The organism is Ornithinimicrobium sp. F0845, assembly GCF_023015765.1.
Lineage (GTDB): Bacteria > Actinomycetota > Actinomycetes > Actinomycetales > Dermatophilaceae > Ornithinicoccus.
The window spans coordinates 19,532-32,310 of record NZ_JALKAL010000019.1 but is presented as its reverse complement, the minus strand read 5'-3'; the positions used below and the strand labels follow the sequence as shown (position 1 = coordinate 32,310).

Annotated in this window: 11 protein-coding genes; 6 read left to right on the top strand and 5 right to left on the bottom strand. The window is 69.9% G+C overall.

Annotation, left to right across the window (positions count from 1 at the left end; translation table 11 throughout):
* Positions 1 to 6 precede the first annotated feature (6 nt).
* From MWU75_RS18690 to MWU75_RS18675, 4 genes are all read right to left on the bottom strand, one after another.
* The gene (locus tag MWU75_RS18690) at positions 7 to 1,077 is read right to left on the bottom strand and encodes a branched-chain amino acid ABC transporter permease (RefSeq protein ID WP_247093803.1); all 1,071 of its coding nucleotides are present in this window, start codon (positions 1,075 to 1,077) and stop codon (positions 7 to 9) included.
* 7 nt (positions 1,078 to 1,084) lie between these two features.
* Positions 1,085 to 1,957, bottom strand: coding sequence for a branched-chain amino acid ABC transporter permease (locus tag MWU75_RS18685; protein WP_247093802.1), 873 nt, complete (start codon positions 1,955 to 1,957; stop codon positions 1,085 to 1,087).
* Between the two features lie 69 nt (positions 1,958 to 2,026).
* A complete protein-coding gene (locus MWU75_RS18680; RefSeq protein ID WP_247093800.1) occupies positions 2,027 to 4,072 on the bottom strand; it encodes an AMP-binding protein in 2,046 nt (681 codons plus the stop codon).
* Positions 4,065 to 4,973 carry an ABC transporter ATP-binding protein gene (locus MWU75_RS18675; RefSeq protein WP_247093798.1) on the bottom strand — a complete coding sequence of 303 codons (909 nt, stop codon included), beginning with the start codon at positions 4,971 to 4,973 and terminating at the stop codon, positions 4,065 to 4,067. The genes MWU75_RS18680 and MWU75_RS18675 overlap by 8 nt, the downstream gene beginning before the upstream one ends.
* 180 nt (positions 4,974 to 5,153) lie before the next feature.
* On the opposite strand from MWU75_RS18675, the gene MWU75_RS18670 reads away from it, so the two are divergent.
* The 6 genes from MWU75_RS18670 (at position 5,154) to MWU75_RS18645 (ending at position 12,303) form a co-directional block, all read left to right on the top strand.
* Positions 5,154 to 5,942 carry a helix-turn-helix domain-containing protein gene (locus tag MWU75_RS18670; protein WP_247093796.1) on the top strand — a complete coding sequence of 263 codons (789 nt, stop codon included), beginning with the start codon at positions 5,154 to 5,156 and terminating at the stop codon, positions 5,940 to 5,942.
* On the top strand, positions 5,935 to 7,797 hold the full coding sequence (locus MWU75_RS18665; protein ID WP_247093794.1) for an AMP-binding protein: 1,863 nt from the start codon (positions 5,935 to 5,937) through the stop codon (positions 7,795 to 7,797). Before MWU75_RS18670 ends, MWU75_RS18665 begins: the two co-directional genes overlap by 8 nt.
* A gap of 515 nt (positions 7,798 to 8,312) precedes the next feature.
* The gene (locus MWU75_RS18660; RefSeq protein WP_247093793.1) at positions 8,313 to 9,113 is read left to right on the top strand and encodes an enoyl-CoA hydratase-related protein; all 801 of its coding nucleotides are present in this window, start codon (positions 8,313 to 8,315) and stop codon (positions 9,111 to 9,113) included.
* Between the two features lie 15 nt (positions 9,114 to 9,128).
* Complete coding sequence (locus tag MWU75_RS18655; RefSeq protein WP_247093791.1) at positions 9,129 to 10,289, top strand: acyl-CoA dehydrogenase family protein; 1,161 nt, start codon at positions 9,129 to 9,131, stop codon at positions 10,287 to 10,289.
* Positions 10,290 to 10,300: 11 nt separating this feature from the next.
* Positions 10,301 to 11,407 (top strand): acyl-CoA dehydrogenase family protein, encoded by a 1,107-nt coding sequence (locus tag MWU75_RS18650; protein ID WP_247093789.1) that lies wholly within the window; start codon positions 10,301 to 10,303, stop codon positions 11,405 to 11,407.
* Between the two features lie 92 nt (positions 11,408 to 11,499).
* Entirely contained in the window at positions 11,500 to 12,303 is an 804-nt protein-coding gene (locus MWU75_RS18645; protein WP_247093787.1) for a crotonase/enoyl-CoA hydratase family protein, read from the top strand.
* A 46-nt stretch (positions 12,304 to 12,349) separates the two neighbouring features.
* On the opposite strand, the gene MWU75_RS18640 is transcribed toward MWU75_RS18645, so the two are convergent.
* Positions 12,350 to 12,763 (bottom strand): hypothetical protein, encoded by a 414-nt coding sequence (locus MWU75_RS18640; RefSeq protein WP_247093785.1) that lies wholly within the window; start codon positions 12,761 to 12,763, stop codon positions 12,350 to 12,352.
* Between the last annotated feature and the right edge of the window lie 16 nt (positions 12,764 to 12,779).

Here is a 12,779-nt window from a genome sequence, read left to right as displayed (position 1 = left end):
GCCCGTCTAGTAGCGGAAGGGCCAGAACCTGAAGTAGTCCTTCATCCGTTGCCAGATGCGGTCGAGGCCGCGTGGTTCGAAGATCAGGAAGGCGATGATGATCGCGCCGAAGGTGGCGTTGCGCACGGCCGGGAGCTGGTCACCCAGGAAGGGCAGGGTCGACTCCAGGGCGTTGGCCAGTCGGCGGATCAGCTCCGGCAGCAGGGTCATGAAGATCGCGCCGTAGACGGCGCCGGCGACACTGCCCAGACCACCGACGATGATCATCGCCAGGTAGAGGATCGAGACGTCAAGGGTGAACTTCTCCCACGAGACGACCTCGCTGTAGTGCGCGGTCAACGAGCCGGCCAGGCCGACGAAGGCGGAGCTGACCGCAAAGGCTGTCAGCTTGGCCCGGGTCAGGTTGACGCCGATGGCCTCGGCCGCGATGTCCTGGTCGCGCACCGCCATGAACGAGCGGCCCAGACCCGTGCGGAAGATGTTCCGCGCTGAGACGACTGCCAGCACGGCCAGGATCATCAGGATCCAGTACCACTGCTGCTCGAAGACGTCACGGCCCCCGATCTTGAACCCGAGGAACTCGAACCGGTCGACGTTGAGGTAGCCCAGTCCCTCGGTGAGGAAGTCGCCGTAGTCACGGCGCACCAGGAACTCGATGATCACCTGGCTGGCCAGGGTCGCGATCGCCAGGTAGAGCCCCTTCAGGCGCAGACCGGGCAGGCCGAAGAAGACCCCGACCGCGGCGGTGAGCAGCACGGCCAGCAGGATCGCCAGCGGGGTCGGCAGGCCGATCCGGTCGGACAGGATCGCCGAGGAGTAGGCGCCGACGGCCATGAAGCCGCCCTGACCCAGCGAGATCTGCCCGGTGTAGCCGACCAGGATGTTGAGGCCGACCGCGCCGATCACCGCGATCATGATGGTGTTGGCGATGGAGAGCCAGTAGTTGTCCAGCACGAACGGCAGGACCAGCAGCAGGACCGTCATCAGTCCCAGCCGGAAGTACTCAGCCTTGGTGGCCCGCAGGCGCAGCTCGGAGGTGTAGCTCCGGTGGTGGATTCCGGTTGATGTCGCAGCCATCGTCAGCTCACACCCTCTCGATCCGGGTCTCGCCGAAGATGCCGTACGGACGCACGAGCAGGATCAGGACGAGAGCGATGTAGGGGACGACGCCGGCCAGTCCGGCGTCCCAGTAGGCCGCTGTGAACTGGTGCAGCAGTCCGATGGTCAGGCCACCGACGATGGTGCCGGGGACCGAGTCCAGCCCGCCCAGGATCACCACCGGGAAGACCATCAGGCCGAAGGCGGCGATGTTCTGGTCGACTGCCGAGATGTCACCGAGCAGGACACCGGCGATCAGGGCGCTGACCGCGGCCAGCGCCCAGGCCATCGCGAAGATGCGGCGCACCGAGATCCCCATCGTCATCGCGGCCTGCTGGTCGTCGGCCACCGCACGCATCGCGACGCCGTGACGGGACCTGCGGAAGAAGATGGTGAACGCGGTGAGCACAACTGCGGCGATGACGATCGCCAGCAGCCGGTTCAGCGGGATCGTCGCGCCGAGGAACTCCACGGAGCTGCGCGGCAGGATGGCCGGCTGACTCTTCGGGGTCGTGCCGTAGAAGGCCTGGACCACCGCCTTCATGAACATCGACAGACCGATCGTGACCATGATGATGCTGATCGGGTTCTCCCCGACCATCGGGCGCAGGATCAACCGCTCGACCAGCACACCGATGATCGTGGCGACCACGACTCCGAAGACCACGGCCAGGACCAGCGGCAGCTGCAGCACCACGAACGCGGTGTAGAACATGTAGGCGCCGACCAGGAGGAACTCGCCCTGAGCAAAGTTGATCACGCCGGTCGCCTTGTAGATCAGGACGAACCCGAGCGCCGCCAGCGCCAGGATCGACCCGTCCGCGAGCCCGTAGGCCAGCTGGTTGATGAAGTTACTCACAAATCCCTCCTGAGAGCTCCGTGGACCGCTCCGGTCCTCGCACGCTCGTGTCCTCGCCGGTGCTGTCGCTCATCGCCTGCCACTCCAGACGGGTCGACGGCCCCGGCCCTGCGGGATCGTGTAGGTGGTCAGGTCAAAGATGTCCAGGGTCAGCTCGCGCTCGATGCTCGAGCCGTCCTGGTAGGTCACCCGGCTGTGGATGCTCACGGCGTCCGCTCCACGCTGCAGCGCCGCGATGATCTGCCCGTAGCGTTCGGCAATCACGTTGCGCCGCACCTTGCGGGTGCGGGTGATCTCGTCGTCGTCGGGGTCCAGCTGCTTGTGCAGCAGGACGAAACGCGTCACCCGGATCGTCTCGGGCAGATCCTCGTTGGCCCGGGTCGCCTCCTCGGCGATGAGGTCATAGACCTCCGGCTTGGCCGCCAGGTCTGTGTAGGTCGTGTAGCTGAGCCGCTCGTGCTCGGCCCACGACCCGACGGTCGCCGGGTCCAGGGTGATCAGCGCCGTCATCCCACCGGCGTCCTCCGGGGAGTCGCTCGGGGCGAAGACCACGGCCTCCTCGACGTACGGGCTGAACTTCAGCTTGTTCTCGATGAACGCGCTCGAGTAACGGGTGCCGTCGGACGCGGTGAGCACGTCCTTGGCCCGGTCGATCACGACCAGGTGTCCGTTGTCGTCGACGTAGCCGGCGTCCCCGGTGTGCAACCAGCCCTGCTCGTCGACGGTCCGGGCCGTCTCCTCCGGCTGACGGTGGTAGCCACGGAACACCGAGGCAGAGCGCAGCAGGATCTCGCCGTCGTCGGTGATGCGCATCTCGGTCCCCGGGATCGGGGTGCCCACGGTGTTGAACGGCACGTCGTCGTCGCGGTGCACGACGGCGATGCCACAGATCTCGGTCTGCCCGTAGATCTGCTTCAGGTTGACGCCGATCGCGTGGAAGAAGCGGAAGACGTCGGGCCCGAGCGGAGCGCCGCCGGTGTAGCAGCGCCGGATCCGGGCCAGGCCCAGCTGGTCGCGGACCGGGCGGGTGGCGACCGCGTCGGCCACCGTGTGGCTCAGGCTCAACAGTGGACCGGGCTTCTTGCCGGTGACCCGCATCGCAGCGACCTTGTCACCGACGTCGTAGCCCCAGCCGAAGACCTTCCGCTTGAACCAGCCGGCCTCGTCGATGCGCACCTGCACCTCCGAGAGCATCGACTCCCAGATGCGCGGGGGTGAGAACATCACGTCAGGACCGATCTCGCGCAGGTCGCTGCGCTGGGTGGAGCTGTCCTCCGGGAAGGAGATCGTCACGCCCTGGGACAGCCCACAGGCGACCGCCAGCATCTGCTCGCCGATCCAGGCGAATGGCAGGAACGAGACGTAGCGGTCCTTGGCCCGGATCGGATCGATCTGGGTCAGGTGCTCGCCCATGGTCAGCAGGTTGCTGTGGGACAGCTCGCCGAGCTTCGGCTTGGAGGTGGTCCCGGAGGTCGTGCAGATGACCGCGATGTCGTCCGGGCGCCCCGCGGCGACCTGCTCCTCGAACCAGGTGGGATGGGACTCCGCACGCCCGCGACCCATCGCCTCCAGGTCGGTGAAGTCGAGCAGCACTTCGTCGTCATACTGCTCCAGGCCGTGCGGGTCGTAGTAGGCGATCCGCTCGACCAGCAGCGGCTCGCCGTCAGCCGGCTCCTCGGAGAGCAGGCGCAGCAGCTTGTCCACCTGCTCCTGGTCCTCCGCGACCACGACCCGGGCACGGGACATGGTCAGGATGTGCCGCAGCTCCTCGCCGATCGAGGTCGGGTAGATGCCGACCACCGCGCAGCCCATGCTCTGCGCGGCGAGCTCGGCGATCAGCCACTCCGGCCGGTTGTCGCCCAGGACGGCGACGATCTCGCCGCGCTCGACACCGAGCGCCGCCAGCCCGTGCGCGGTGTCCTTGACCCGCTGGGCGTACTGCGCCCACGTGATGGGCTGCCAGATGCCGTACTGCTTCTCCTGCATCGCCACGTCGTCGGGACGCTCGGCGGCCAACCCCGCCAGCAGGCGCGGGAACGTGGTCTCCCCAATTTTTGTAGTGGTTTTGCTGGTCCCACCCGCAATTTCCGAGTGGTTTTGCAGGTCCTCAGCCACGGTCGCTCTCCTCCTCCGCCCCGAGGTAGGCCTCGATCACGGCAGGATCGGCCTTCACCTCATCCGGCGTCCCGTCGGCGATGAGCCGCCCGAAGTCCAGCACGCTGACCCGGTCGGAGATGTCCATGACGACGTTCATGTCGTGCTCGATGAGGACGACGGAGACGTGCGCCAGCTCGTGCACGTCGAGGATGTAGCGCGCCATGTCCTCCTTCTCCTCGGCGTTCATGCCGGCCATCGGCTCGTCCAGCAGCAGGAGCGCCGGCTGCAGGCACAGCGCCCGGCCCAGCTCGACCCGCTTCTGAATGCCGTAGGCCAGGGCCCCGACCGGCTTGTTGCGCACCGCCTGGAGCTGCAGCAGGTCGATGACCTCCTCGACGAGGTGCCGGTGCTCGATCTCCTGGTTGCGCGCCGGGCCGAACCACAGCATCGAGGCGAGCACGCTCTTCTTCATGTGGATGTGGCGACCCAGCATGAGGTTCTCCAGGACCGTCATGTGGGCGAACAGCTCGATGTTCTGGAAGGAGCGGGCCACGCCCAACCGCGCGATCTTGTATGGCGGCAGTTTGGTCAGCGTGTGGGTGCGCACCTCTCCGGTGGGTCGGCCCGAATCCTCCGCCTCGCCGACCGCCGCCTCGGGACCGGCTGCCACGGCCGTGCGCAGACGGATCTCACCCTCCTGCGGGTGGTAGAGCCCGCTGATGCAGTTCAGGAGCGAGGACTTGCCGGCACCGTTGGGACCGATGATCGCGTGGACGTCGCCCTCGGTCACCGTGATCGAGATGTCGCTCAGCGCCTTGACGCCACCGAAGCGCAGGGAGACGTTGTCGACCTCGAGCAGCGGTTGACCGGCGGGGAGGTGGCTGCCGCGCAGCGAATGCTGATAGGCCCTGGTGAGCACTAGCCACTCCTGATGTTCGTCGTTGAATCCTTGGGAGCTGGATCTTCCGGAGAAGTCAGTCTTCTGGTCGAGAACTGACTCTAGGTTTTCACTATCTGAAACGCAAGCACCGTCACCGGAAAGTTATCTCAGAATGTGATTGACTGATCCAGAACGAGGAACCTGGAGGCACGGGGAGACATGAACGCAGGACAGGTCGAGCCGACCGGCAGGGCCACCGAGGTCGGAGCCGGGGGTCGCGGCGGGCTCGGTACGGTGCGCAACGCGGCCCGGTTGCTGGAGCTGCTCGGCGAGGGTCCGGCATACCAGCAGCTCACCGACCTGGCCGAACGCTCCCAGATGTCGATCCCGACGGTGCACCGCTTGCTGCGCTCGCTGGTGCTGGCCGACCTGGTCGTCCAGGACCCACGCTCCTCCCGGTACGGCTTGGGCCCGGAGCTGACCCGGCTGTCCAACCACTACCTGTCCCGCCTCCCCCTGCTGGGAGCGTTGGGCCCCTACCTGGGCCAGCTGCGCGACCAGATCGGCACGACCATCCACGTCGAGACCCTGGTGCACGGCGAGATCGTCTACATCGACCGCGTCGACGGCGACGGCCGCGGACCGTACCGCGACACGCACCGGGTCGGCCCGGCCCTCGGGTGCGCGGGCGGCCGACTCCTGGCGGCCCGCAGCAGCGACGAGGAGTGGGCCCGCGCGCTGGACGGGGCCGATGAGCTCGACCGGATCGCCGCCCTGCAGGACGGCGCGCGCGAGCTGTGGGCAGCCGCCGACCACCTGGCGCACGACCCCGCCGATCCGACACTGCAGGCGGAGGTTGCGGTGCCGCTGCTGGACGGACAGGGTGGCACCGTGGCGGCGCTCGCTGCCGCGCTCGACCGACCTGACGACCCGGCCATCATCAACCGGACCGTCGGTCACCTCGCCCGCGCCGCCCATGCGGCAGGAAGGACCCTGGGGCATGTCTGAGACCCGGCTGACCTCTCCCCCACCGGAGGAGTGGGCAGCGGTCGCCGACCTGATCACCTGGGACACGGCATACTCCCGTCTCTGGCAGTCCGGCCCACGCTCTGGCCACTGGTTCGCCGACGGCCGCCTCAATCTCTCTGTCAACTGCCTGGACCGGCACCTCCCGGACCGTGGCGATCAGGTGGCCGTGCTGTGGGAGGGCGAGCCGGGCGATCGTCGGTCCCTGACGTATGCCGAGCTGCACGAGCAGGTCTGCACCCTGGCCCGAGCGCTGCGGGGCATGGGCGTGGGAGCGGGGGACCGGGTCGGCCTGCACCTGGGATGGCTGCCCGAGACGGTGGTCGCGATGCTCGCCTGCGCGCGCGTGGGCGCCGTGCACACCGTGCTTCCCGCACCCCTGCCGGTGGAGCCGCTGGCGGACCGCCTGGAGATGCTGGACCTCAAGGTGCTGTTCACCCAGGACGGCGCCTGGCGACACGGCACGGTGCTGCCTCTGAAGGCCCGGGCCGATGAGGCTCTGCTGGCCGGGGGCTCGGTCCAGCACACCATCGTCGTGCGACGCACCGGGATGGACGTCGCCTGGTTCGAGGGCGATCGGTGGTACCACGACCTGGTGGCCGCCACCCGGCCCCGTCAGCCGGTGCCGGACCCCGATGGTGATGCCTCCGCCCCCGTGGCACTACCCAGCGACCACCCGATCGCATCAGTGCCGCTGGCCACCAAGGGCGGTCAGCCGGTGTCGGTCATCCATGGGACGGCCACCATGCTGGCGGGCGCCCTGGCGGTGCACCGCGAGCTTCGCACCGGCGGCGTCTTCTGGTGTGCTGGGGACGTCGCCTGGGCCGTCACCCAGTTCCACGGGATCTACGGTCCGCTCGCCTATGGTGACACCGCTGTCATGTTCGAGGGCACGTTGGACGTGCCCAGCCAGACTCGGGCCTGGGACATCATCAAGCGTTACGACGTCGAACACGTGGTGACCAGCCCGTCGGTCGTGCGCACCGTGCGGGGGTGGGCACGAGAACTCCCCGAGGCGTCAGCCCTCCCCTCGCTGCGACGCGTCACCACAGCCGGCGAACCGGTCGAGGAGGAGCTGGCGCAGTGGCTCAGCGAGGCCTTCGCCGATCAGCACCTGCGCGTCTCGGACGCCTGGGGGCAACTCGAGCTCGGCGGGATTGTCCGCGTCACCGACGTGCGGCACCCGAGCAATGACACCCGAGCCGACCGCGGAGCCCTGCCGGACTGCGGGCTGGACATCGTGGCGCCGGACGGCCTGCCGCTGTCGGACGGCCTGGTTGGCGAGGTCGTGCTGCGCCTTCCGTGGGCAGGCACCATGGTCGGTGTCGAGGGTGCCCAGGCCGCGGTGACGGACACGCACTGGACGCGCCACCCGGGCTCCTACTCCACCGGGGACCTGGCGGTCCGCGACCGTGCGGGCACCGTCTCCTTCCTGGGACGCACCGACGACGTGGTCTCGGTCTCCGGCCAGCTGGTGTCCCTGCGCGAGGTCCGGGAGGTCCTCGCCGAGCACCCGTTCGTCGCGACCGCGGAGGTCACATGGCGCAAGGACCCCGAGCTGGGCCGCGCGATCGTGGCCGCGGTCGAGCTCAGCGGCGAGGTGGGGCACGATCCGGACCTGGACGCTGTTGCCGTGGAACTGATGGACACGGTGCGCGAGGTGATGGGCGGACTCGCCCGTCCGCGTGCCCTGCTCGTGGTCGACCGCTTCGGTGACGAGCTGGGGCGCACCGAGCGAGCCCGGGCCATCGCCGCGCTGGCCACCCCGGACCGAGCCGGCGCCCCCCGCCAGGTGACCTGGGAACAGGTGCTCGTCGCGGCCGGCCACGGTCCCTGAGCCCACCGTCTGGGCACACAGTCTGGGCCCCCCGTCACTGAGCACACCATCACTAGCACACCGTCTGGGCCCACCGCCTGGCCCACCGTCTGAGCCCACCGTCTGAGCCCACCGTCACTGGGCCCACGGTCGCCGAGCCCCCTCCCCGCTCCCCCGCGCACTCGAGCGCCGCGCACGAATGCCGTGTGTGGACTCTGTGCCAGCGTGTGGCTTCTGACCCCATATCCGGGGTCAAAACCCACACGGGGGAACGAAGTCCACACGGGAACGGCGTCCACACGGGAACGGCGTCCACACGGCACCTGGCGGCACAGCCGTCCGCTACACCTGGTGCGTCGCGGTACCGGTCCGGTGGCACAGGTGCGCGGCGTCGAGGATCTGCAAGCGCCGACGATGCACGCGCTCGGCCCGCCGCATTTGTCGCGGGTCCACCGGGTGACGGTTCATCGCGAGACGACGCTAGCGTGGTCGATCGACGATCCACCGAGCACAAACTACGAGCAAAGGGGCCCACGATGGCGGACTACCAGGACATCACCTACACGGTCGAGGACAACAAGGCCGCGGTCATCACGATCAACCGGCCCCACCGCTACAACGCCTTCACGGCGCGGACCGTCGAGGAGCTCATCCGGGCCTTCCGCGCCGCGTGGGCCGACCACGGCGTGCGCAGCGTGATCCTCACCGGCGCCGGCGACAAGGCGTTCTGCACCGGCGGTGACGTCAAGCAGCGCGCCGAGACCGGCGACTACGGCCCATCGGAGTCCGGCATGTTCGAGATCATGGGCCTCCAGCAGGTCATCCGGAACATTCCCAAGCCGGTCATCGCAGCCGTCAACGGGGTCGCGATCGGCGGGGGCCACGTCCTGCACGTGCTGTGCGACGTCTCCATCGCCAGCGATACCGCGCGCTTCGGTCAGGCCGGCCCCCGCGTCGGGTCCTTCGACGCCGGCTTCGGCACCGCCTACCTGGCCCGGGTCGTCGGCGAGAAGAAGGCCCGTGAGATCTGGTTCTTCTGCCGGCAGTACTCCGCGGCCGAGGCGCTGGAGATGAACCTCGTCAACAAGGTGGTGGCCCCCGAGGAACTGATGACCGAGGCGCGGGCCTGGGCGGCGGAGATCGCTGCACTGTCCCCCACCGCCATCAAGTTCTGCAAGCAGTCCTTCAACGCCGACACTGACCACCAGAACGGCTTCTCCACCATGGCGATGACCGCGCTCGACTCGTTCGCCAGCTCCGAGGAGGGCATGGAGGGCGCCCGCGCCTTCGCCGAGAAGCGGGCCCCCGAGTTCGACCGCTACGTGCAGCGGCACTGAGCGCGGCCCGCCCCGATGACCACGACCCTCGTCCCGCCGCTCGTGACCGAGTCCGAGCAGACCCGTGAGCTGCGCCTGCAGGTGCGTGCCTTCCTGCGCGCCGAGGTCGACGCCGGCTCGTTCACGCCGTGGGTCGACACGTGGCTGACCCGCTGGGACGCCGCGTTCACCCGCAAGCTGGCCGAGCGCGGCTGGGTCGGCATGACCGTCCCGGTCGAGTACGGCGGGCACGGCCGCACCTTCCTCGACCGGTTCGCCGTCACGGAGGAGCTGCTCGCGGTCGGTGCGCCGGTTGCGGCCCAGTGGGTGGCCGACCGGCAGATCGCCCCGTCCCTGCTCCGGTTCGGCACCGAGCACCAGAAGCGCACCTTCCTCCCGCGGATCGTCGCCGGGGAGATGTGCTGGGGCATCGGTATGTCGGAGCCCGAGTCCGGCTCCGACCTCGCCAGCGTGCAGACCCGGGCCCGTCAGGTGGACGGGGGCTGGGTGCTCCAGGGCCGCAAGACCTGGACCTCCGGCGCGCACGAGGCGGACGCGTTCTTCGCGCTGGCCCGCACAGCCCCGGTGGACCCGGGCAACCGGCACGCCGGCCTGTCGCAGTTCGCCGTCGACCTGCACGCGGACGGCGTGACGATCGAGCCGATCGTGGCAATGAACGGCAGCCGGCACTTCAACGAGGTGCTGCTCGACGACGTCTTCGTCCCCGACGACATGGTCCTCGGCGAGATCGGTCAGGGCTGGCACCAGGTCACCTCCGAGCTGGCCTTCGAGCGCAGCGGCCCGGAGCGGTTCCTCTCGACCTACCCGCTGCTCGACGCCGCCCTCACCGCGCACCGGGAGACCCGGCCCGGCACGTCGAGTGGCCTGGGTCGGCACATCGCCCGTCTCACCGCCCTGCACCAGCTGTCGATCTCGGTGGCCGGGTGCCTGCAGGCTGGCGACCAGGCGGACACCGCTGCGGCGCTGGTCAAGGTGCTCGGCACCACCGAGGAGGGCGACATCGCCGACACCGTCGAGCGGATGCTGGCCGACGGCGAGCTGGACGGCGTCGCCGACCTCGGTGCGCTGACCGCGCTGACCGACGCAGCCGTGCTGCAGCGCCCAGGTTTCACGCTGCGCGGTGGCACCAACGAGATCCTGCGCGGTGTCATCGCCCGCGGGCTGGGCCTGCGGTGAGCGGAGGAGACATGAGCGAGAACATGACCGAGGAACTGAGGGCCCTCGCCCGCGAGGTGCTCGGCGACCACGCCACCTCTCAGCAGCAGGCTCCGGGGGTCGAGCGCGACCTGGACCCGGGGCTGTGGCACACCCTGGCCGAGCTGGGTCTGACGCGGTTGACCGGCCGAGAGGAGCACGGTGGCTCGGGTGCTGGCTGGCCCGAGGCCGCCGTCCTGCTGTGGGAGGCCGCGGCCCACGGCGTGCCCGTGCCCCTGCTGGAGCACGACCTCCTCGCCGGCTGGCTGCGGGACACCGCCGGGCTGGCCCACGGCGAGGGCGCCCCAACGACCGGAGAGCCGGCGACGGAAGTGCCTGCGACCGAAGTGCCGGCGACCGGAGAGCCGGCGACCGGAGTGCTGGCGACCGGAGTGCTGGTGAGCGGCGGTGGCCCGGTCACCGTCCCCTGGCTCGGCCCGGCGAGCACCGTCGTGGTGCTGGATGCTCGCGGAGCCGGCCCCACGGCATACGAGATGCCTGTCGGCGACCTGGCGATCACCCCCGCCCGCACAATCGCCGGGGAGCCGGCCGGGCGGGCGGTCCTGCCTGCCGCCGCGGAGGTCGCCGGCGCGGTCACCGTCGACGCAGCGGTGGTGCGCGAGTGGGAGCACCGGGGCGCTCTCGCGCGGGCGGTGCAGCTGGCCGGTGCCATGGACAAGGTCTCGTGGCTGTGCGTGGGGCACGCCGCCGGGCGCACCCAGTTCGGCCGACCGCTGGGGCGGTTCCAGGCGGTGCAGCAGCTGGTGACCGAGGTCGCCTGTGAGGCGGCGTTGTGCCGGGCCGTGGTCGAGCGGGCGGTCCAGGCCGTGGCCACGGACGGCTTCCACGACCCGCACGCCCGGTTCCTGGTGGCCGCGGCCAAGGCCGCGACCGGTCACTCGGTGACCCGGGTGGTGCGGCACGCCCACCAGGTGCACGGCGCGATCGGCACCGCGCTGGAGCACCCGCTGCAGCAGTACACGCGCTCCCTGCTCGCCTGGCGCCGGGACCACGGCTCCACCAGACACTGGGAGGATCGGCTGGAGACCACGGCTCTGGCCGAGACCGGCGGCGACCTCTGGGACACCCTGACCCGCTGACCGCGCCACCCTGACCCGCTGACCGCGCCACCCTGACCCGCTGACCGCCATCCAGACCCACACACGAACTCCCCACCACCCCGAGGACGGACATGAGCAACGAGGCCCTGCTGGTCGAGCGCGACGAGCACATCGAGACCTGGACCATCAACCTGCCCGAGAAGCGCAACCCGATCTCCGACGAGGAGGTCGTGCGCGCTCTGGTCGAGGCCGTGGACCGCGTGAACCGCGACCGCGACGTGCGCGCCGTGGTGCTCACCGGTGCGGGGTCGGCCTTCTCCGCCGGCGGCGACGTCAAGAAGATGGCCGACCGGCAGGGGATCTTCGGCGGTCACCCGCACCAGGTCCGGGACGGCTACCGCTACGGCATCCAGCAGATCCCGCTGGCCTTCCACGGCTGCGAGGTGCCGGTGGTCGCGGCCGTCAACGGCCCGGCCGTGGGCGCCGGCTGCGACCTGGCCCTGATGTGTGACCTGCGCGTCGCCGCGGACAACGCGTGGTTCGCCGAGTCGTTCGTCAAGCTCGGCATCATCCCCGGGGACGGCGGGGCGTGGCTGCTCCCCCGCGTGGTCGGGCCGGCGCGGGCGGCCGAGATGGCACTGACCGGAGACCGGGTCGACGCCCAGACCGCGCTGGAGTGGGGACTGGTGAACCAGGTCGTCCCCGCGGAGGAACTGCTCGACGCCGCCACGGCCCTGGCCCGCCGCATCGCCGTGAACCCGCCGCACTCCGTGCGGATGGGCAAGAAGCTGCTGCGCGAGTCGGGCCACCAGACCCTGGCCTCACACCTGGAGATGTCGGCCGCCATGCAGGCTCTGGCCCACCACGCCCCTGACCACACCGAGGCGATGGCGGCCTTCCTCGGCAAGCGCGTGGCCACCTACTCCGGGGAGTAAGCACCGCACGCTCGGTGCCGGTGGGAGCGCAGCCTCACGCGCTCGGTCAGACGTTGCCGGCGGTGTTGAAGAGGCCCAGGACGAGGGTGATCGCCACGAAGGTCACCGCGTAGCGGGTCCACCCCCACCGACGGGAGGAGAAGAACGCCCAGAGCGCCGTCGCCAGGTAGGCCACCAGGCTCCGTCCGACGTAGAAGCCGATCACCTCTGCGAGGTTGTCGGCCCCCGCGACGACCGGGATGATCGACAACAGTGCCGTGACGATCAGCGCCACGACCGCTGCACGCCCCCAGGCGTTCCGGTTCGGTCGGCCGCCGGCCTCCTCGGCCGCGCGGACCCAGAACTCCCAGCCCTCCGGCTCCGGTCCCCAGGCCGGATCGGGCTGCCAGCCCTTCGGCGGCGTCCAACCCTCTGGAGGGGCGGGCCAGTTGGGCGGCGAGTTGTATCGGTAGTCAGCCACGTGCTGATCCTCCCAC